General features: G+C 70.8%; 17 protein-coding genes. 4 read left to right on the top strand and 13 right to left on the bottom strand.

The window, feature by feature from the left end; genetic code table 11:
* Nucleotides 1–66 precede the first annotated feature (66 nt).
* From H8N03_RS17890 to H8N03_RS17875, 4 genes are read left to right on the top strand one after another with little or no spacing between them, the layout of a single operon-like run.
* Entirely contained in the window at nt 67–1,047 is a 981-nt protein-coding gene (locus H8N03_RS17890) for a tripartite tricarboxylate transporter substrate-binding protein (protein ID WP_187077576.1), read from the top strand.
* Nucleotides 1,048–1,062: 15 nt separating this feature from the next.
* Complete coding sequence (locus H8N03_RS17885) at nt 1,063–2,919, top strand: sensor histidine kinase (protein ID WP_187077575.1); 1,857 nt, start codon at nt 1,063–1,065, stop codon at nt 2,917–2,919.
* Nucleotides 2,912–4,252, top strand: a complete 1,341-nt coding sequence (locus tag H8N03_RS17880) for a sigma-54-dependent transcriptional regulator (protein WP_187077574.1) — start codon at nt 2,912–2,914, stop codon at nt 4,250–4,252. The genes H8N03_RS17885 and H8N03_RS17880 overlap by 8 nt, the downstream gene beginning before the upstream one ends.
* Before the next feature lie 21 nt (nt 4,253–4,273).
* On the top strand, nt 4,274–4,423 hold the full coding sequence (locus tag H8N03_RS17875; protein WP_187077781.1) for a small membrane protein YohP: 150 nt from the start codon (nt 4,274–4,276) through the stop codon (nt 4,421–4,423).
* A 6-nt stretch (nt 4,424–4,429) separates the two neighbouring features.
* On the opposite strand, the gene H8N03_RS17870 is transcribed toward H8N03_RS17875, so the two are convergent.
* From H8N03_RS17870 to H8N03_RS17810, 13 genes are all read right to left on the bottom strand, one after another.
* On the bottom strand, nt 4,430–5,497 hold the full coding sequence (locus H8N03_RS17870) for an XdhC family protein (RefSeq protein ID WP_187077573.1): 1,068 nt from the start codon (nt 5,495–5,497) through the stop codon (nt 4,430–4,432).
* Between the two features lie 22 nt (nt 5,498–5,519).
* Nucleotides 5,520–7,640 carry a TonB-dependent receptor family protein gene (locus H8N03_RS17865; protein ID WP_187077572.1) on the bottom strand — a complete coding sequence of 707 codons (2,121 nt, stop codon included), beginning with the start codon at nt 7,638–7,640 and terminating at the stop codon, nt 5,520–5,522.
* Nucleotides 7,641–7,870: 230 nt separating this feature from the next.
* Complete coding sequence (locus H8N03_RS17860) at nt 7,871–8,683, bottom strand: ABC transporter permease (RefSeq protein ID WP_187077571.1); 813 nt, start codon at nt 8,681–8,683, stop codon at nt 7,871–7,873.
* The gene (locus H8N03_RS17855; protein WP_187077570.1) at nt 8,680–9,867 is read right to left on the bottom strand and encodes a type 1 periplasmic-binding domain-containing protein; all 1,188 of its coding nucleotides are present in this window, start codon (nt 9,865–9,867) and stop codon (nt 8,680–8,682) included. Before H8N03_RS17855 ends, H8N03_RS17860 begins: the two co-directional genes overlap by 4 nt.
* A gap of 5 nt (nt 9,868–9,872) precedes the next feature.
* A complete protein-coding gene (locus tag H8N03_RS17850; protein ID WP_187077569.1) occupies nt 9,873–12,044 on the bottom strand; it encodes a TonB-dependent receptor in 2,172 nt (723 codons plus the stop codon).
* Between the two features lie 100 nt (nt 12,045–12,144).
* Complete coding sequence (locus H8N03_RS17845) at nt 12,145–13,107, bottom strand: PQQ-dependent catabolism-associated beta-propeller protein (protein ID WP_187077568.1); 963 nt, start codon at nt 13,105–13,107, stop codon at nt 12,145–12,147.
* Nucleotides 13,091–13,843 carry an ABC transporter ATP-binding protein gene (locus H8N03_RS17840; protein WP_187077567.1) on the bottom strand — a complete coding sequence of 251 codons (753 nt, stop codon included), beginning with the start codon at nt 13,841–13,843 and terminating at the stop codon, nt 13,091–13,093. The genes H8N03_RS17845 and H8N03_RS17840 overlap by 17 nt, the downstream gene beginning before the upstream one ends.
* A complete protein-coding gene (locus H8N03_RS17835; protein ID WP_187077566.1) occupies nt 13,840–14,832 on the bottom strand; it encodes a Bug family tripartite tricarboxylate transporter substrate binding protein in 993 nt (330 codons plus the stop codon). Before H8N03_RS17835 ends, H8N03_RS17840 begins: the two co-directional genes overlap by 4 nt.
* A 7-nt stretch (nt 14,833–14,839) precedes the next feature.
* Nucleotides 14,840–15,424: an SRPBCC family protein gene (locus H8N03_RS17830; RefSeq protein ID WP_187077565.1), complete on the bottom strand. Its 585-nt coding sequence runs from the start codon at nt 15,422–15,424 to the stop codon at nt 14,840–14,842.
* A gap of 15 nt (nt 15,425–15,439) precedes the next feature.
* On the bottom strand, nt 15,440–16,618 hold the full coding sequence (locus tag H8N03_RS17825) for a vWA domain-containing protein (RefSeq protein WP_187077564.1): 1,179 nt from the start codon (nt 16,616–16,618) through the stop codon (nt 15,440–15,442).
* A 15-nt stretch (nt 16,619–16,633) separates the two neighbouring features.
* Nucleotides 16,634–17,539 carry an AAA family ATPase gene (locus H8N03_RS17820; RefSeq protein WP_187077563.1) on the bottom strand — a complete coding sequence of 302 codons (906 nt, stop codon included), beginning with the start codon at nt 17,537–17,539 and terminating at the stop codon, nt 16,634–16,636.
* A 135-nt stretch (nt 17,540–17,674) separates the two neighbouring features.
* Nucleotides 17,675–18,469, bottom strand: coding sequence for an FAD binding domain-containing protein (locus tag H8N03_RS17815; protein ID WP_187077562.1), 795 nt, complete (start codon nt 18,467–18,469; stop codon nt 17,675–17,677).
* A gap of 22 nt (nt 18,470–18,491) precedes the next feature.
* Complete coding sequence (locus H8N03_RS17810) at nt 18,492–20,867, bottom strand: xanthine dehydrogenase family protein molybdopterin-binding subunit (protein WP_187077561.1); 2,376 nt, start codon at nt 20,865–20,867, stop codon at nt 18,492–18,494.
* Nucleotides 20,868–20,875: the final 8 nt, after the last annotated feature.

Raw genomic sequence — 20,875 nt, 5'->3', positions numbered from 1 at the left:
GGTCCCGCGGAGCCGGCCCGTCGGGGCCGGCCTCCTTTTTTTCATTACCATCCAGACGGAAGTACCATGAAGTCGTTGTTCAAGAAGGCAGCCCTCGCGCTGTCCCTGGCCACCCTCGCCGCCGCCGCCGGCGCCCAGGATTTCCCCGCGGGCAAGCCCATCACCGCCGTCGTGCCGTTCGCGGCCGGCGGTCCCACCGACAAGGTCGCGCGCGAGATCGCGCAGATCATGGGCAAGCAGCTGAACACCACCATCGTCGTCGACAACTCCGGCGGCGCCGGCGGCACGATCGGCGCCCGCAAGGTGGTCCAGGCCCGCAACGACGGCTACACCATCCTGATCCACCACATCGGCATGGCCACGGCGCCGTCCCTGTATCGCAACCTCGGCTTCGACCCGCTGAAGGACCTGGAGATGGTGGGCGAGATCGCCGACGTGCCCATGGTGCTGCTGGGATCCAAGGCGCTGCCCGCGAAGAACTTCAAGGAGCTGCTGCCCTACATCAAGGCCAACGCCAAGTCGATCTCGCTGGCGAATGCCGGCGTGGGCTCGGCTTCGCACCTGTGTGGCCTGCTGTTCCAGAGCGCGATCCAGCAGGAACTGGTGACGGTGCCGTACAAGGGCACCGCGCCGGCCCTGACCGACCTGATGGGCGGCCAGGTGAACCTGATGTGCGACCAGACGACCAACGTCGCGGGGCAGGTCAAGTCCGGCGCGATCCAGTCGTATGCCGCGATGCAGTCGAAGCGCATCGAGGCCTTCAAGGACATCCCGACCGCGGCCGAACAGGGCCTGCCCGGCATCGAAGTGAAGATCTGGCACGCCATGTACGCGCCCAAGGGCACGCCGAAGGCGGTCGTCGACAAGCTGTCCGCCGCGCTGCAGGCCGCGGTGGCCGATCCGGGCTTCCGCGCCAAGATGGCCGAACTCGGTGCCGAGGCCGTGCCCCCGGCGCGCGCGAAGCCCGAGTCGCTGCGCGCGCACGTGGACGCGGAGATCCGGAAGTGGAGCCCGGTCATCAAGGCCGCGGGGGTGTATGCCGACTGAAGCGGCGCGTGGGCCATGGTCCTGACGGCGCGCCTGCGCCGCTGGGCCGCCGGCCTCTTCGCGCTGGCCACCGTGCTGGCGGGAGTGGCCGCTGCCTACCACCTCGGGGAGCGGGCGGCGCTCCGATCGGTGCGCGCGGCCAGCGCGCACCGCCTCGACCTCTATGCGGCCAGCCTGCGCAGCGAGCTGAGCCGCTACGAATACCTCCCTCCCGTCCTGGCCCTGAACCAGGACGTGATCCGGCTGCTGCGCACGCCGCGCAGCACCACCCTGCGCGAACAGGTCAACCGGTACCTGGAGACGGTGGGTGAACACGCCGGGGCGTCGGCGGTGTACGTGATGGACACCGCGGGCCTGACGCTCGCCGCCAGCAACTGGAACCAGCCGGCGAGCTTCGTCGACATGAACTTCTCGTACCGGCCCTACTTCCAGGACGCGGTGCGGGGCCTGGCCGGCCGCTTCTACGGCATCGGCACCGTCAGCCGCGAGCCGGGCTACTACTTCTCCTGGGCCATCCGCGACGGCGATGCCGTCGTCGGCGTGGCGGCGGTGAAGGTGAACCTCGACAAGCTCGACGAAACCTGGTCGCATGCCGCCGAGAAGATCATCGTGTCCGACGGCAACGGCGTCGTGTTCCTGTCGTCCGAGCCCGCCTGGAAGTTCCGCACCCTCGGAGACCTGTCGGAAGAGACCAAGGGCAAGCTGCAGGCCACCCGCCAGTACGCCGAGGCGGGCGTGCTGCAGCCGGTGGGACTGACCGAGACGCGGATGCTGCCCGATGGTGGCCGCGCGGTGCGCCTGGGCGGGCCCGAGGCAGGCGGGCTGCTGGCTCCCGAGTACCTCTTCCACACGCGCAGCGTCGCGGGCACCGACTGGACGCTGGTGGTGCTGTCGGACCTGCGGCCGGCACGCTCGGTGGCGCAGACCAGCGCCACGGTCACCGCCTTCGCGCTCGCCTTCCTGCTGCTGCTGGCGCTCTACGTGCAGCAGCGCCGGCGCAGCATGCTGGACAGCCTGGCCTCGCGTGAAGCGCTGCAGCGCGCCCACGACGAGCTGGAACAGAAGGTGCAGCAGCGCACCGAGGCGCTGCAAAGCGAGATCGCGGAGCGCAGGCGCGCCGAGGAACTGCTGCAGGCGACGCTGGAAGACCTGGTGCAAACCGGCAAGATGGCCGTGCTGGGACAGATGTCCGCCGGCATCACGCACGAACTGAACCAGCCGCTCGCGGCGCTGCGCACGCTGTCGGCGAACACCATCGTGTTCCTCGAACGCGGGCAGCAGGACGAGGCGGTCTCCAACCTGCGCACCATCTGCCACGTCACCGACCACATGGGCAAGATCACCGCGCAGCTGAAGAAGTTCGCGCGCAAGTCCGGCGCCCGCCTCGATGCCGTGCCGGTCGACGCCGTCGTCGACGACGCCCTGTCGCTGCTGCAGCAACGCATGCGCAACGAACGGGTGCAGCTCGAACGCGTCGTGCCCGACGGCCTGCGGGCCTGGTGCGAAGGCAACCGCCTGGAGCAGGTGCTCGTGAACCTCCTCGCCAACGCGCTCGACGCGCTGAAGGCCGGCGGCGAGCGCCGCGTGCGCATCGTCGCTTCCGCGTGCGGAGAAGCCGTCATGCTGGAAGTGCACGACAGCGGGCCGGGCCTGCCGCCGGAAGTGATGCCGCGCCTGTTCGAACCCTTCTTCACCACCAAGGACCAGGGCGAAGGCCTGGGCCTGGGACTCGCGATCTCCGCCGGCATCGTGCGCGATTTCGGCGGCACCCTGCGCGCCGGCCGCAGCCCCCTCGGCGGCGCCCTCTTCTCCATCCAGCTCAAGGCGGCCACGACGCTGCCCGCCACCGAACCGCTCACCCAAGATGTCTGATGCATGCACCATCCTCTTCGTGGAGGATGATCCCGCCGTGCGCCTGGGCGCTACCCAGGCGCTGCAGCTCGCCGGCCTGCAGGTGCGCGGCTTCGGCGCGGCCGAACAGGTGCTCGGGCAGGTCACGCCCGGCGCCTGCCACGTCCTGGTCACCGACGTGCGCCTGCCCGGCATGGACGGCATGCAACTGCTGGAGAAGGTGCACGCCATCGATCCCGCGCTGCCGGTCATCCTGGTCACCGGCCACGGCGACATCTCCATGGCGGTGCAGGCCATGCGCCGGGGCGCCTACGACTTCATCGAGAAGCCCTTCTCGCCCGAGCAGCTGACCGACGTGGTGCGGCGCGCGATCGAGAAGCGCATGCTCAGTCTCGAAGTGGAGACGCTGCGGCGCAAGCTGGAGGGCTACCAGTCGATCGACGCGCGCCTGATCGGCAGGTCGCCCGCCATCGCCCGCCTGCGCCGCCTGATCCTGGACGTGGCCGATACCGGCGCGGACGTCCTGATCCTGGGCGAGACCGGCACCGGCAAGGAGCTGGTGGCGCGCTGCCTGCACGACCACAGCCGGCGCCGCAATGGCCACTTCGTCGCCATCAACTGCGGCGGCATGCCCGAGTCGCTGTTCGAAAGCGAAGTCTTCGGCCACGAGATGGGTGCGTTCACCGGGGCCGCGAAGCGGCGGGTCGGCAAGATCGAGCTCGCCACCGGCGGCTCGCTGTTCCTCGACGAGATCGAGACCATGCCGATGAACCTGCAGGTCAAGCTGCTGCGCACGCTGCAGGAACGGCAGTTCGAGCGCCTGGGCTCCAACGACCTGCTGCCCATGGACTGCCGCGTCATTGCCGCCACCAAGGCGGACCTGCTGCAGCAGTCGCGCGAGCAGGCCTTCCGCAGCGACCTCTACTACCGCCTGAGCGTCGTCCCGCTGGAGGTCCCGCCGCTGCGCGAGCGGCGCGAGGACATCCCCCTGCTGTTCGCCCACTTCCTCACGCAGGCGGCGCTGCGCCACGAACGGCCGGTGCCCGACGTCGGGGCCGAGGAGCTGCAAGGCCTGATGGCGCATTCCTGGCCCGGCAACGTGCGCGAACTTCGCAACGTCGCCGAGCGCCGCGTGCTGGGGATTTCGGAACTGGCACGCCCGGACGCGGGGGCCGGCCGCTCGCTCGACGAGCAGGTCGCGCAGTTCGAGCGGCACCTGATCGAGGAAGCCCTCGCCGCGAGCGGCGGCCGCGCGACCGCGGCGAGCGAGCTGCTGCGGCTGCCGAAGAAGACGCTCTACGACCGCATGAAGCGCCTGGGCCTGTCCAACGACGACTTCAAGCGCCCGTTGTAGCGCCTCCTACGCCAGCCGCCGTTGCTCACCTACCGGGGGCGCGTCCCGCAGGCCACACACTGCCTGCAGGAAAACTGGAGGTACCCCGTGCGAATCATCGGCTGGATCATCGGCATCATCTTCCTCATCGGGCTGCTCGTCGTGCTCGGCCTGGGCAAGCTGATCTTCTGATCGCGATCAGCGCGCGCCCGCCACGCCGCACACCAGCGCGCCCGGGTCGTTGGCCTGCACCGCACGCAGGTTCTTCGCCTGCGCGACTTCCATGTCCCGCGGCAGCGTCACGCCGTTCTTCACGGCGAGCACTTCCGCCATGATGCTCACGGCGATCTCCGCGGGCGTCTTGCTGCCGATGTAGATGCCGATGGGCCCGCGCAGGCGCTGCAGGTCGGCGGCGGACACGGCGAAGTGTTCCACCATGCGCTCGTGCCGCGCCTCGTTGTTGCGGCGGCTGCCGATCGCGCCGACGTAGAAGGCATCCGTCTTCAGCGCCTCCATCAACGCGAGGTCGTCGAGCTTGGGGTCGTGCGTGAGCGCGATCACGCAGCTGCGCCGGTCGGCGCGGAAGGCCAGCACCACGTCATCGGGCATGTCGCCGACGACCTGCGCACCGGCCACGCTCCACGCGCCGCGGTATTCCTCGCGCGGGTCGCACACCGTCACCGCGAAGCCGCTGAAGAGCGCCATCGTCGCGAGGTACTCCGTGAGCTGGCCCGCGCCGATCAGCAGCATGCGGTACTCGGGCCCGAAGGTGTTCACCAGCACGCCGCCCGCGAGGCTCAGCTCCTCGGGCGCCGCGGCCTCCTCCAGCGATACGGCGCCGTCCGCCAGGCGCACGGTGCGGCGCATCAGGCGGCCGGCCTCGAGGCCGCGCACCAGGTGGTCCAGCGTGTCGGGATCGGGGTCGTACTCCAGCAGCAGTTCCAGCGTGCCGCCGCAAGGCAGGCCGAAGCGGTGGGCCTCGTCGGCCGTCACACCGTACTTCACGAAGGACGGCGGCCCGGACGGGATCTGGTGCCCTGGCTCCTTGCCGGAGTAGGCCTGCGTGTGGCGGTAGATCAGGTCGTCCTCGATGCAGCCGCCGGAGACGGAGCCGACGACGGCGCCGTCCTCGGCCAGGGCCATGATGGAGCCGATCGGACGCGGCGACGACCCCCACGTGCGCACCACCGTGGCCAGCAGCGCGCGCTTGCCCGCCTGCCGCCAGTCGCGCAGGGTGCGCAGCACCATCACGTCCAGGTTTTCCATCGTTGCTCCTTGGGCAGCCCCTTCAGAAGGCGTACAGCGCGTTCACCCCGACCAGCCAGGTGCGCCCCGGCGCGGGTTCGAAGTAGCGCTGGTTGCCTTCGTTCACGATCACCGAGCCTACATAGTTCTTGTCGGCCAGGTTGTCCAGCCGCAGGAATTCCCTGAAGGTCCAGCGGTTCACCACCTGGGTCGCCGAGATCCGGAAGTTGAACACCGTGGACGCGGATGCGAAATCCGTGTTGAGGTCGTTGACCGGCAGGTCGCCGATGTGCCGCAGTTCCAGCGCCGTCTCCAGGCCCCAGGGCTTGTGCCTCCAGGCGACCTCGGCATAGCCCGTGACGCGCGGCACGCCGGGGATGCGGTTGCCGGCAGGCACCGTCGTGTTCGGCGCGGTGCACACGCCGATGCAGGTCAGGAAGGAATTGCGGTAGGTCGCGTCCAGGTAGGTCAGCGCGGCGTACGTGGACCACGCCCCGGCCCAGCGCCCTTCCAGGGCGACTTCCGCGCCGCGGCGACGCGTGTCGCCCACGTTCTGGAACACGCTGCGGCCGCCCGTGTTGGAAAGGACGGCGATCTCGTCCTTGGTGCGCGCCTCGAACAGCGCGGCGTTGATGCGCCAGTCGGTGACCGGCTCGGCCTTGACGCCGATCTCCCACTGCTTGCTGGTGGCCGGCTTCAGCCCGAAGTTGAGGCCGGGCGCGTTGTTCGGGCGATAGGCCAGCTCATTGAAGGTGGGCGTCTCGAAGCCGCGCCCGAGCGAGGCATAGACGTTCAGCGCATCGCTCGCATGCCACACCGCACCGAGCACGGGGGTCGTGGCGCTGTGCTTCGCCGAACCGCTGTCGTCGCCGTTGCCCGGCGCGATGAAGTTGTCGCGCGACTCGAACTTGACCTCCGAGTGCCGCACGCCCGCCGTGAAGCTGAAGCGTTCGCCCTGCCACACGCCTTGCGCATACTGGTCGAAACTGCGGACGCGATTGTCCTCGTCGCGCCGCAGCGCGCCCTTCACGCCCAGCGTGGTCCCGATGAAGTTGTTGAAGCCCTTGCGGTGCTCCTGCAGGTCGTCGGCATACAGGCCCGCCGTGAAGGTGAGTCCGCCGCCCCAGGCGCGCGTCCTGGCGATCCACTGGCCGTCCAGGCCGCGGTAGTCGCGCTGCAGGTCGATCACGCCGCCGGCGCTGCGCGGCGCCGCCTGGGCGCCGAGGGGAATGGCCTGGAACTGCTCCGTCCCGCGCTGCCCGCCCCAGCCCGTGAGCTTGACGCTGTGCACCTCGTTGATGCGGTGCTCCACGATGGCGCCGGCCTGCTGCTGGTCGACGGACTTGCGGGTGTTGAAGGCGATGGCGGCGGGATCGACGCTGCGCGGTCCCTGCGTTTCGTACTGCTGGCGCGTGAGTCCCAGCGGGTCCTGCACGTCGGGCATGTCCACCGCGTTGACCACGAACGTGACGCGCGTGTCCGGCGTCGCCTGCAGGCGCGCCTTGCCGTTGACCAGGTTGCGCTTCGCGGCACTGTGCTCGCGGAAGCCGTCGGTCTGGAAGTGCACCGCGTCGAGGTTCCAGTTCCACGCGCCGACCTCGCCGGCGAAACGCAGGTTCTCGCGGTCCGTCCCGTACCTGCCGAAGGCCGTGCCGGCTTCCGCCTGCACGCCGGGCAGGCCGTCGGCGGTGAACAGGCTGATGACGCCGCCGGACGAATTGCCGTACAGCGAGGAGAAGGGCCCGCGGAGGACCTCCAGCCGTCCGGCCGACGACAGGTCGAAATGCGAGATCTGGCCCTGGCCGTCGGGCGCCGTGGCCGGAATGCCGTCCGCGTACAGGCGCAGGCCACGCACGCCGAACGTGGAACGCGCGCCGTAACCGCGGATGGAGATCTGCAGGTCCTGCGCATAGTTCTGCCGGTTGAGCGCCACCACGCCCGGCACGCGCGCGAGCGGCTCGGACAGGTTCACCTGCAGTTGCGCGTTGCGGATCTGCTCGCCCGTGACCACGTCGACCGAGGCCGGCGTGTCGAAAGCCTGCTGGGCGACGCCGGGGGTGGGCGTCACCACGATGGGCCGCAGCGTCCCGCCGGAGGGGGCCTCCGTCTGCGCGGCGGCTCCCAGGGCGGCCAGGGCGGCGGCCGCGATCACCGTATGCTTCATGTCTTCCCCTCGTACTGAGCTGTCTAGCGTAACAGCGTTCTGTCCAGGAGAACTACGAGGAAACCCCGGCGGCCTGCTTCGCCGCCACCGCGTCGGCCCATGGCGCCTGCAAGCCAGCATTCTTCGACGCACCCCCCGCGCGAAGCTTGGGTCAAACCCTCGGAACGCGGCGCGTTCGACGGAATTTCTCAATTTGGAACAGCGGTCGCACGGTGCGACAGCCCGGCCGTTCAGCCGGCGCCGGGCGGCCCGCGCCGCGGCGTGCCGCGCTGCGGGTCGTAGCCCCAGAGCGCGAGCAGGAAAAAGGCGAGCGCGCAGCCGGCGACGACGGCGAGGCTGTCGCCGAGCCACTGGCCGTAGAGCGCGAAGCGCATCGCCTCCACGGCATGCGTGAAGGGATTGAACTGCGCGATGCCGTGCACGACCCAGGCGCCCGACTCCTTCAGCTTCCACAGCGGATACAGCGCGGTGCTGAGGAAGAACATGGGGAAGATCACGAAGTTCATCGTGCCCGCGAAGTTCTCCAGCTGCTTCACGTACACCGACAGCACCAGCCCCAGCGCGCCGAGCATGAGCGCCGCGAGCAGGAAGACCGGCAGCGCGAACAGCACGTGCGCGGGCGCGAGCTCGATCCCGAACAGCCACGCGGCGACCAGGAAAGCCAGCATCTGCGCCAGCGACAGCGAGGCGCCGCCCAGCAGCTTGCAGGCGAGGATCCACCATCGCGGAAGCGGCGCGGTGAGCAGCAGGCGCATCACGCCCATCTCGCGGTCGTAGACCATGGCGAGCGAGCTCTGCATGCCGTTGAACAAGGCCACCATCCCGAGCAGGCCGGGCACCAGGTACACGCGGTACTCGATGTAGGTCTCGTACGGCGGCACGATCGCGACGCCGAACACGTTCTGGAAGCCGGCGGCGAAGACCAGGAACCACAGGAGCGGCCGCACCAGCGCCGACAGCAGCCGCCCCGGCTGGCGCGCGAAGCTGTTCAGCTCGCGGCCGGCCACGGCGCGCAGGGCGCGGAGGGCGTGCGCGGGCTTCATCGCGCCTTGCACCCGCTTTCCGGTTCGTCGAAGCCGAGCGTGTCCAGCGTGCTGCGCGGGTGCAGGAAGCCCTCCAGCGGCGCGATGTCCGCGATGCCGTCGCCGTGCGCGAGCAGCAGCGGCTGCCGCAGCTGGCCATCCCAGGCGCGGTAGGTGAGGCGCTGGCCCTTGTAGCCGTCGATGGCCACCGCGCCCTGGCGCAGCGCCTGCAGCTGCTGCGCGACGCCGGCGTTGTTGTAGGCGGCGACGACCTCCGCGGCTGTGCGTGCGGCCGTCCAGGTCGCCCAGTCGTAGCTGCCCATGGCACGGTTCGCGCGGCGCAGGAAACGCCGTGTGAGTTGCGGCGCGCCGTAGCGCTCGTACTGCGGGTGCCAGGCCTGGGCGGTGAGCCCGTTGCTGCCCACCACCGGGCGGGGCAGCAGCGTGCGGTAAGGCAGCTCGCGCGCGAACTCGCCCTGCGCATCCAGCACCACGACGGCGTCGTACTCGCGCTCGGACGTGAGCAGCCGCACGTTGGCCAGCTCGCGCTCGCGCGGATCGTTGGACAGGCGGAAACCGCGCTGCGCCACCGGCCGCACGCCGAAGCGCTTCGCGCTGCGGTTCCAGGCCGCGAGCAGCAGCTGGTCGCCTGGCGTGGGGCCGACCAGCAGCAGCGGCCGCGCCCACTTGCGCGCCACCAGGAACTGCGCGATCGCGTCCATCTGCATGGCGTGGCTGGGCAGCGTGTGCAGGAGGTGCGGAGCGCATTGCGCCGCGCGCAGCGCGTCCTGCGGCGCCGCGGTGTTGAACAGCACCACGTCCTGCCCGCGCGTGGCGGCGGCGACGGCCGCGACGCCCGCCGCGGGCAGTTCCAGCACGATGTGGCGCACGCCCCGGCGCACGAGGCCCTGCACGGCGGCGGGCAGCCCCGCGGCATCCGGCGCCTCCTCCACCAGCAGCGGCGCGGCCGTCCAGCCCGCCATCTGCAGCGTGATCGCGCTGTCGTTCAGCGCGATCTGGGCGGCGGCGGCGGACCGGCCCCCGGGGGCATCGGGGAAGCCCTTCAGCACCTGCTGCGGGTCGTAGCGTTCATCGTCGGCCTGCGCGAGCAGCGCGAGCTGGAAGCTGCGTTGCGCGCGAGGCTGCGCCAGCACCGCCGGGACGAGGGAACAGGCGGCCAGCCCGGCCAGGGTGCGTCTTCGCATCGTGTTCAACGGTCCCACTCGTAGCGCAGCGCCAGCCCGAAGGTCCTCGGAGCGCCGGGGGCGAGGAAGCGTGCCGGCGCCGGTTCCCCTGGCGGCAGCACCGGCCGGCCGGCCGGGAAGAAGTCCAGGTTGCCGACGCCGGCGGTGGCGTAGTCGCGGTCGAAGACGTTGTTCACGGTGAGCGTGAGCTGCCAGCGGTCGTCGATGCGCCAGCGCACACGCGCATCCAGCACGGCATGGCCGGCGATGCGGCCGAGCGCCGGCTGGCTGCCGCCTTCGTTGCCCGCCACCGGGCGCGAGCCCACGGCCAGCATGTCCGCGCCTAACGTCAGGCGTGGCAGCGCGCGCCAGTCGGCCGCGAGCTTCAGTACCTGCCGGGGCAGGTTCGCCACCGGCGTGCCCGGGGAAAAGCGGTTCGGGTTCTCGTCGGTGCTCAGGGGCCCGGGCAGCACGCCTTCGGACTGGTAGGTGGCCCGCAGGTACGTGTAGCCCGCGCTCCACTGCAGCACGGGACGCCGCCCCTGCACGGACAGTTCCACGCCCTGACGCCGCGTGCGCGGCACGTTCACGAAGAAGCCCGCCTGCGACACGCCGGAACGGACGAACACGATGTCGTCGCGGTTGTCGGTGCGGAACAGCGCCGCCGACGCGGACACGCCACCGGCACGCCAGCGCACGCCGGCCTCGTAGGTGCGGCTGACCACCTGCTTCAGGTAAGGGTCGGCCTGCAGCCCCGTGGGCAGAACGCAGGGCCGCGCCTCGTCCGCGCAACCGAGCTCCAGGGCCGTCGGCACGCGCGTGCCCTGCGAGGCGGCCAGGAACACCGTGGCAGCGTCCGTCCAGGCATGCGTGAGCCCCGCCGACGGGTTCAGCTTCGAATAGGTGAAGGCCTCCTCCTCCAGCGGCGCGGGCTGCCCCAGCCGGTTCCGCACCCGGGTGCGGTCCCAGCGCGCGGCCAGCGAGAGCTGGGTGCGCGGCGAGAGGTCGATCGCGTCGGCGGCGAACAGCGAGAGACGCTGCGTGCGGCCGCGCAAGGAGGTCTCGTGCTCCGGGACCGCGCTCGACGGCACGAAGATGCGGTTCGCGTCGAAGCTCCCCGGCGCGGTGAACTGGTCGTGCTCGATGCGGGCACCGGCCACTTCCGCGCCGGCCGCGAACTGGTGGGCGCCGGCACGGCGGGTCCACTGCAGTCCCAGGCCGGCCTCCTTCTGGCGCGAGCGGCTGTCGTTCGCGACGGCCGCCGGGCCGACGAAGCCCGGCGCCGACGGGTCGCTGCACTCCGGGACCGACGCATCGTCCTCGCAAGACTCCAGCCACTCTTCCCAGTCCTCGCCCACGTCGCCGTTGCTGGCGTCGCGTCCGCCCTGGCGGTACCACGCCTGCAGGGCCAGGCGGCTGTCCACGGACAGCGCATGCGAGCCCTGGAAGCTGAGCAAGGTGTCCTGCGCGCGGGTGATGTCGGGCGCCGTGTAGATCGCGCGCCGGTCGATCGCGTGGAGGCTCTCGTTCAGCAGGCCGTTGCCGCGCAGGCGGCTCTCGCCGTGCAGCAGCGACAGCGTCCAGTCCGTGTCCGCCTGCTGCCGCCCGAGCTTCAGGAACAGGTTGCCGAACCGGCCTTGCGACTCGTCGCGCCAGCCGTCTTCCCGGAACAGCGTGCCCGCGACGTAGCCATGCCAGCCTTGCCCCCACTGGCGCCCGTGCCCGAAGTCCATCCGGCCGCGCCCGTGGCTGCCCAGCGAGAACTCCGCCTCGGTGCCGGCGTGCGTGAGGCCCGACTTCGTCGTCAGCACCAGCGCGCCGGCCAGCGTGTTGAGCCCGTAGAGCGGATTGGAGCCGGGCACCAGGGACAGGCCGGCGATCGCCGCCTCGGGCAACAGCTCCCAGTTCACCACGTCCCCGAAAGGCTGGTTCATGCGCACGCCATCGAGGTATAGCGACAGCCCTTGCGGCGCGCCGAGCAGCGGCGACAAGCGCTGGCCGCGATAGGTGATCTCCCGCTGGAAGGGGCTGCCCTGGACGTCCGTGGCCGTCACGCCCTGCAGGCGCCGGTTCATGAACTCCGGCAGCGAGCCCGCGCCGGCGCGTTCGATCTCGGCGTCGGTGGCCTGCTGGGCGTTGCCCGGATAGCGTGCCTGCGGCACGTCGAACCCGGGCAGCGGCGTGCGGTGGATGACCATGACCTCCGGCAAGGTCCGGACCGGGTCAGGGTCGCTTTCGGATTGGGCGAAGGTCGGGGCCGCGCCGACGCACGCAGCCAGCCCGAGCCATTTCGCCACCTCAGTCATCCACCACCACCGTGTGCGGCACGCGGCCCACCTTGAGGGTCTTCACCGCCTTGTTCGTGGCGGTGTCCACCATGCTCAGGTCGTCCGACAGCCCGTTGGCCACGTAGAGGCGGCGGCCGTCGCGCGAGAGCGCGAGCCCCCAGGCCCGGCGGCCGACCAGCACGTAGCCCTTCACCTGGCGCGAGGCCACGTCCACCACGGCCACGTGGTTGGCGCGTCCGAGGCCCACGTAGGCCGTCTTGCCGTCGGGCGCCAGCGCCATGCCGACCGGCGTCACGTCCTCGGTCCGCATGCCTTGCGGCAGGAAGGCGATGCGCCCCTGCACCGTGTGGTCGGACGTGCGGATGATGCTCACGCTGCCTTCCAGCTCGTTGCTCACCCACAGCTCGCCGCCGGCCAGCAGGAAGCGGCGCGGCCGCTTGCCGACCTGCACGTTCTTCACCACCTCGCGGGTGGCGGTGTCGACCACGTGCACGAGGCTCGCCACCTCCGAGGTGACGTAGACCCGCTTGCCGTCGGCACTGGTCTTCACGCCTTCCGGCTCGCCGCCCACCTTGACCTCGAAGGCCTTCTTCCGCGCCGCGAGGTCGAAGGCGGTGAGCGCCGAGTCCTCCTCGTTGGAAACGTACAGCATGCGGCCGTCGGGACTGATGTCGAACATCTCCGGGTCCTCGCCCACGTCGAGCTGGGCCACGACCTTGCGCGTCGCGATGTCCCAGGCGACCACGCGGTGGTCGTCGCTGCAGGCGACGAAGATCTGCAGGCGGTCCGGCGAGAGCTGCATGTGCCGCGGCCGCTTGCACACGCGGGGCGAAGCCACCACTTCCATCTTCGCCGGGTCGACCACGGTGATGGCGTTGTCCCTCTCCGAGGAAACGAAGACGAGCCCGGTGTCTTTGGCGTGCACCGCGCCGGCCAGCACCAGCAGCATGCAGGTTTCAAGCAGTCGTCGCATTCTTCTGCCCTCCAGTGAGCTTGAGGAAGGCGCCCTGCAGGCTGGCCGCCCCCCGGTCCGCACACAGCGCCTGCGCGGTCCCGTCCCACAGCACCTTGCCCTTGTGCAGCACCACGACGCGCTGCGCCTTCTCGGCCTCGTCGACCAGGTGCGTGGCCCACAGCACGCCCAGCCCGCGCTCGCTGCGGGCCTGCAGCACTTCTTCGAGCAACTGCGCGCGCGACGCCGGGTCCAGCCCCACCGTCGCCTCGTCCATCAGCAGCAGTCTGGGCGCGTGCAGCAGCGCGCGCACCAGTTCGACCTTGCGCCGGTTGCCGCCCGAGAGTTCGCGCGCCGGCTTGCCCGCCACCTCGGCCAGGCCGAAGCGTTGCAGCAGTTCATCGATGCGCGGGCGCGAGACCGACGACGGCAGCCCGTGCAGGTCGGCGTGGAAGCGCAGGCTCGCCCGCACGGAGAGGTTCAGGTCCAGCGCCGGCTGCTGGAAGACCACGCCCAGCTGCGCCAGCGCGCGCACCGGCTCGCGGCGCATGTCGGCGCCCAGCACTTCCACGGCGCCGCTGTCGGCGACGTACAGCCCGGTGAGCAGCTGGAACAAGGTCGTCTTGCCGGCCCCGTTCGGCCCCAGCAGTGCCACCATCTCTCCCGGAGCGACGGACAGCGAAACGGCGTCCAGCGCCTGCGTGCGCCCGTAGCGCTTGGACACCTCGGTGCAGCGCAGGACGGCGTCCGTGTTCATTCCGTGCGCACGCCCAGCCCCAGCCGCGCAAGCAACTGCCGCTCGCGCGCGCTCACCTCCTGCACGTAGCGGCCGTACGTCGCCGTGTCCAGGTACTCGGGTTCCATGTCGTACTTGGCCAGTTCCTGCAGGTGCATAGGATCGAACAGCGCCTGGCGGAACGCATCGTGCAGCTTGCGGACCACGAGCGGGTCGCCGCCCGCCGGCATGCCGATGCCGTAGGGCGAGGTGTAGACCGCCTCGGGGTAGCCCAGCTCGCGCATCGTGGGCACGTGCGGCCAGCGCTTGCTGCGCTGCGCGTTGAAGTTCGCCAGCAGCCGCAGCTTGCCGGTCTCCACGTAAGGCGCGAAGCCCGTGGAATTGACGCCGACCATCAGCGTCTTCGTCGCCACCGCGAGCATCTGGTCCGCCGTGCCCTTGTACGGCACGTGGATGTAGCGCACGCCTTCGCGCGAGAGCACGTCTTCCATCGCCAGGTGCGCGGTGCTGCCGATGCCGGTGGAGCCCACCGTCAGGCGGCCCGGGTTCTCGCGCCCCCAGGCGACCAGGTCGGCGAACGACCGGAAGGCGCTGTCCGCCGGCACCACGATCCCGAAGGTGACGCCCGAGATCTGGATCACCGGCGTGATGTCGCGCAGCGGGTCCCAGGGCACCTTGCGTTGCAGCGCGGCGCGGTAGAGCGTGAGCGGCAGTTGCCCGAGCACGTAGCCGTCGGGCGCCGCATTGTGCAAGGCCGGGCCCACGAGCGTGCCCGCGGCGCCGGGACGGTTCTCCACCACGACCGGCTGGCCCAGCGTGCGGCCGGCGAGTTCCGCGAGGATGCGCATCGTGATGTCCGTCTGCCCGCCGGCCGGCCAGGGCACGATCAGCGAGATCGGCCGCGCCGGGTAGCTCGAAGCCTGCGCGAACGCGAACGCAGGCAAGGCGAGCGCGCCGGCCGTCGCCCCGAGGAGGGCCCGGCGGGTGAGGCGGCGGCTCGGTGCTTGCATGCGGTCCTCAGCGCGCGAGCAGCAGCAGCGCGAGCAGCACCACCACCGCGAACACGATCCACACCCAGATGGGCATCTTCCTGGGCGACGGCAGGGCCGCTTCCGCGCCGGCCAGCGCCTTCTCCGCCGCGACTTCCACCGGGTGGCGGCGCTGCATCTCCTCGTCGAAGCGGCGGAAGAAGTCCTCCGCCATCGACTTGGCGACGCCATCGACCAGGCGCTGGCCCACCTGCGCGATCTTGCCGCCCACCTGCGCCTGCGCCGTGTAGGCCAGCTCGCAGCCGGCACCTTCGACGGCCGGGGCGAGATTCACCTTCGCCGAGCCCTTGCCGAAGCCGGCCGCGCCGCCCTGCCCTTCGAAGGCGAGCGTGTAGCTGTTGGGAGGCAGCACGTCCGCGAGCAGGATCTTGCCGTTGAAGCGCGCGGCCACCGGGCCGATCTTCACGGCCATGCCGATGGCGTACTGGTTCTCGCCCGTCGCTTCCACCTTGTCGCAGCCCGGGATGCAGATCTTCAGCACCTCCGGATCGTTCAGCGCCTCCCAGGCCTGTTGTTGCGTGACCGCCAGGTGGCGGCTGCCTTGCATGTCCATGTGTGTGCGTCCGTTCTAGTTGTCGAGCAGCTCGGCCAGGCTGCGCGCCAGGTCCTGCAGCTTTTCCAGGTTGTGCACCGCCAGCATCGCGTGCGCATGCCGGTGCAGGACCGCCGCACCCCGCGCAAGGGGAGCATAGCCCTCGAAGCGCAGCAGCGGGTTGAGCCAGAGCAGCCGGCGACAGCGATGCGTCAGCCAGTCGAGTTCGCGTGACAGGTCCTCGGGCTCGCCGGTGTCGAGACCGTCGCTGATCACGAGCACGAGCGTGCGGCGACCCACGAGCCGGCGCGCATGCTTTTCGCGCAGCGTCGCGAGGGACGCACCCAGGCGCGTGCCGCCGGCGAAGTCGTCGATGGCGGCGCTGGCCGCGGCGAGCATCGCGTCGGTGTCGGCCAGGCGGAAGGCGGGCGTGAGGTCGGTGAGGTGCGTGCCGAAGGCGAAGACGTCGCGCCGGCGGTGCGCGCGCGTCGCCGCGTGCAGGAAGGCGAGCAGCAGGCGCGCGTAGCGCTCCATGGAGCCGGACACGTCGACGAGCACCAGCAGCGGCAGGGCTTCGCGGCGGCGCTGCATGCGGCGCAGCACCAGCAGCTCGCCGCCGGTGTGGCCCGCATGGCGGATCGTGCGCGCCCAGTGCAGCTGCGCGCCGCGGCCGCCGGGGCGCATGCGGCGCTGCTCGAACTTCGGCACCGGCAGCGCGATGTCGCGCGCGAGGCCTTCGACCAGGTGGTACTCGCTCGCGGTGAGGCCGTTGAAGTCCGCGTGCTTGAGGCGCGCCATGTCGCTCGCCGTCATGGCGGCGTCGAAGTCGACTTCCTTGTCCGGCTTGCGCTCTCCGGCGCCGAAACGCTTCTGCGGCGCGAGCGCTTCGCTCACCCGCGGTCGCTTCGCCGGATCCTTGACGCCTTGCGCCGACGGCAGCATCTGCGCGAGCAGCTTGTGCGCCACGGCGGGGTCGCGGAAGTACGCGGCGAAGAGTTCGCGGAACACGCCGCGCTCCTGCTCGCGGCTGACCAGCACGGCCTCCATGGCGGCGGCGAGGTCGTCCTTGCGGCCCACGCCCACGAGGCCGGCCGCCTCCTGGGCGAGTGCGATGCGCGCGCTGTCCACGCGCAGGCCGGCGCGGCGCAGCGCGCGGCCGAAGCCTGCGATGTTGTCGGCGAGCTTGCCGCTGCGCGCATCACCGAGGGTGGCCATGGTGGGTGCGGCGCTTCAGGCCGCCTGGGGTTCGGGCTTGAGCAGCTCGCCGGCCAGCTCGCGCGTGAGCGCGGCCACGTCTTCGCGCTGCTTGAAGAGGATGCCCGCGGTGTCGGTGACCACCTCGGGATCGAGGGCCAGCGTGTCCAGCGCGACCAGCGCCTTGGCCCACTCGACGCTCTCGGCGATGCCGGGCGCGCGCTGGAAGGCATTGGCGAAAGGCTGGCTGCGCAGCCGGCCGACGAACTCGGCGACCTGCCGCGACAAGGCCTCGCTCGCCTCCGGCACGCGGGCGCGCACGATCGCCAGCTCCCGCTCCCGCTCGGGGTAGTCGAGCCAGTGGTACAGGCAGCGGCGCTTGACGGCGTCGTTGAGCTCGCGCGTGCGGTTGCTCGTGAGGATGGTGACCGGCGTCGCGCGGGCGCGGATCGTGCCGATCTCGGGGATGCTCACCTGGTACTCGCCGAGGTATTCCAGCAGGAAGGCCTCGAACGGTTCGTCGGCGCGGTCCACTTCGTCGATCAGCAGCACGGCGCCGGGCTCGGGCGCCTGCAGCGCCTGCAGGAGGGGACGGCGAATGAGGTAGCGGTCCTGGTAGACCTCGCGCTCGACCTGGTCGGCGCTCTCCTTGCCTTCCACCGCGCGCATGTGCAGCAGCTGCGCGGCGTAGTTCCATTCGTAGAGGGCCTCGCGCAGCTCCAGGCCGTCGTAGCACTGCAGGCGGATCAGCGCGCGCTGCAGGGCGACGGCGAGCGCCTTCGCGAGCTCCGTCTTCCCGACGCCGGGTTCGCCTTCGAGGAGCAGCGGGCGCTGCAGCTTGAGGGCGAGGAAGACCGCGGTCGCGAGGCGACGCTCGGCGAAGTAGCCGGCGGCGACGAGGGCCTGCTGGAGGGCGTCGATGGAGGCGAAGGGCGCGGACATGGGGTCATTATTGGCGGTTGCTCCCTCTCCCGCTTGCGGGAGAGGGCTGGGGTGAGGGCGTGCGCCGTGCCTGCCCCTCACCCCAACCCTCTCCCCAGCGGGGAGAGGGAGAAAGACCGGGGGAGAAAGAGCGACCTACCCCAGCGCCTTCACCACCGCCCGCTGCGTCAGCACCGAGATCAGGTTCGCCCGGTACGCCGCGCTGGCGTGCAGGTCGCTCGAGAGCTCGCCGGCGTCCACCTTCACGCCGGCCGCCGCTTCCGGCGTGAAGCTCTTCGCCAGCGCCTGCTCCAGTCCGGTGTGCCGGAACACGCCGCTGCCGCCGCCCGTGACCGCGACGCGCACGCCGCTGTCCGTCTGCGCCACGCACACGCCGATCAGCGCGAAGCGGGACGCCGGCTGCTTGAACTTGATGTAGGCCGCGCGCTTCGCCAACGGGAAGCTCACGGACGTGATCAGTTCACCGTCGTTCAGCGCCGTCGCGAACAGGCCCTGGAAGAAGTCGTCCGCGGCGATCTTGCGCCGGGTGGTGACGATCGTCGCGTTCAGCGCCAGCACGCCCGCCGGATAGCAGGCGGCCGGATCGTTGTTCGCGAGCGAGCCCCCGATCGTGCCCATCGCACGGACCTGCCGGTCGCCGATGCCGGCCGCCAGCTCCGCCAGCGCGGGAATGGCGGACTTCACGTCGGCGTTGGCCGCGACGTCGGCGTGCTTCGTCATCGCGCCGATCACCAGCGCGTTGCCTTCGCGGCGGATGCCCGCGAGTTCGGCGATGCCGCCCAGGTCGACCAGGGTCTCGGGCTGCGCCAGGCGCAGCTTCATCGAGGCGAGCAGGGTCTGGCCGCCGGCCAGCACCTTGGCGCCGCCCGCGGAGGCGGCGCGCTGCGCATCGGCCAGCGAGGCGGGACGTTCGAAGGTGAATGCATACATGGTGTCTTCCTCTCCTTCGGGTTCAGGGCTTGGCCGCCTGGATGGCTTCCCACACGCGCGCCGGCGAGGCGGGCATGTCGAGGTCCTTGACGCCGAGCGGGCGCAGCGCGTCCAGCACGGCGTTGATCACGGCCGGCGGCGAGCCAATGGCGCCCGCCTCGCCGCAGCCCTTGGTGCCCAGCGGGTTGTGCGTGCACGGCGTGCACACCGTGTCCAGCTTGAACGACGGCATGTCGTCCGCGCGCGGCAGCGCGTAGTCCATGAACGAGCCGGTGAGCAGCTGGCCGCTCTCCTTGTCGTACACGCAGTTCTCCATCAGCGCCTGGCCGATGCCTTGCACCAGGCCGCCGTGCACCTGGCCCTCGACGATCATCGGGTTGATGATGGTGCCGAAGTCGTCCACCGCCGTGAAGCGGTCGATCTTCACCGTGCCCGTCTGCGGGTCGACCTCCACTTCGCAGACGTAGGTGCCGGCCGGGAAGGTGAAGTTGGTCGGATCGTAGAAGGCGGTCTCGTTGAGGCCGGGCTCCAGCTTGTCCAGCGGGTAGTTGTGCGGCACGTAGGCCGTCAGCGCCACCTGGCCGAAGGTCACCTTCTTGTCCGTGCCCTTGACGACGAACTCGCCGTTGGCGAACTCGATGTCGCCCTCGCCGGTCTCCATCAGGTGCGCGGCGATCTTCTTCGCCTTGGTCTCGATCTTGTCCAGCGCCTTCATGATGGCGGCGCCGCCGACAGAGATCGAGCGCGAGCCGTAGGTGCCCATGCCGAAGGGCACGCGGCCCGTGTCGCCGTGCACCACGTCGACGTTTTCCACCGGGATGCCCAGGCGCGCCGCGACCACCTGCGCGAACGTGGTCTCGTGGCCCTGCCCGTGGCTGTGCGAACCGGTGAACACCGTGACGCTGCCCGTCGGGTGCACGCGGACCTCGCCGCATTCGAACAGGCCGGCGCGCGCACCGAGCGCACCCGCGATGTTGGACGGCGCGATGCCGCAGGCCTCGATGTAGCTGCTGTAGCCGAGGCCGCGGCGCAGGCCCTTGGCCTCGCTCGCCTTGCGCCGCTGCTCGAAGCCCTTCACGTCCGCCAGCGCGTTCGCCTTGTGCAAGGCACCCACGTAGTCCCCGACGTCGTACTGCAGCGCCACCGGCGTCTGGTACGGGAAGGCCGTGATCATGTTGCGCTCGCGGATCTCGTCCTGCGGCAGGTTCATGTCCCAGGCACAGCGCGTGACCAGGCGCTCCAGCATGTACGTGGCTTCCGGCCGGCCCGCGCCGCGGTACGCATCGACGGGCGCCGTGTTGGTGAACCAGGCATCCACCTCCACGTAGATCTGCGGCGTCGTGTACTGGCCGGCCAGCAGCGTGGCGTAGAGGATGGTGGGCACGGCCGTCGCGAAGGTCGAGAGGTAGGCGCCCAGGTTCGCATCCGTGTGCACGCGCAGCGCGAGGAACTTGCCCTGGCTGTCCATCGCCATCTCGGCGTGCGTGACGTGGTCGCGCCCGTGCGCGTCGCTCAGGAAGGCCTCGCTGCGGTCCGCCGTCCACTTCACCGCGCAATTGAGCTGCTTCGCCGCCCACGTCAGCGCCACGTCCTCGGCGTACAGGAAGATCTTGGAGCCGAAGCCGCCGCCCACGTCCGGCGCGATCACCCGCACCTTGTGCTCGGGCAGGCCCAGCACGAAGGCCGTCATCAGCAGGCGCTCGACGTGCGGGTTCTGGTTGGCGACGTAGAGCGTGTAGTCGTCGGTGGCGCGGTTGTACGCGCCGATCGCCGAGCGCGGCTCGATCGCGTTGGGGATCAGGCGGTTGTTGGTGAGGTCCAGCTTCGTGACGTGCGCCGCCTTGGCGAACACCGCGTCGACCTGCGCCTTGTCGCCGATCGCCCACTTGTAGCAGCGGTTGTCCGGCGCGGCGTCGTGCAGCGCCGTTGCCCTGGCGGCATCGCGCACGTCCACCACGGCGGGCAGCACGTCGTAGTCGACGACGACGGCTTCGGCCGCATCGCGCGCCTGCGCCACGGTGTCGGCCACGACCATCGCCACGTGGTCGCCCACGTAGCGCACCTTGCCTTGCGCCAGCACGGGATGCGGCGGCTCCTTCATCGGCTGGCCGTCGGTGCTGGTGATCAGCCAGCCGCACGGCAGGCCGTTGACCTTGCCGGCCATGTCGGCGCCCGTGAACACGCGCGCGACGCCCGGCATGGAAGCGGCGCGCGACGTGTCGATGGACCTGATCGTCGCGTGCGCGTGCGGCGAGCGCACGAACACGGCGTAGCGCTGGTTCGGCAGGTTGATGTCGTCGGTGTACTGGCCGCTGCCGGTCAGGAAGCGGTAGTCCTCGCGGCGGCGGTACGACTCGCCGATGTGCGGCAGCTTCGCGAAGTTCTCGTTGGCACCCATGGCGGTCT

This window comes from Ramlibacter cellulosilyticus (assembly GCF_014297465.1).
GTDB classification, from domain to species: domain Bacteria; phylum Pseudomonadota; class Gammaproteobacteria; order Burkholderiales; family Burkholderiaceae_C; genus Ramlibacter; species Ramlibacter cellulosilyticus.
The sequence above is the reverse complement of the archived record's forward strand: the minus strand, read 5'-3'. Positions and strand labels throughout refer to the sequence as shown.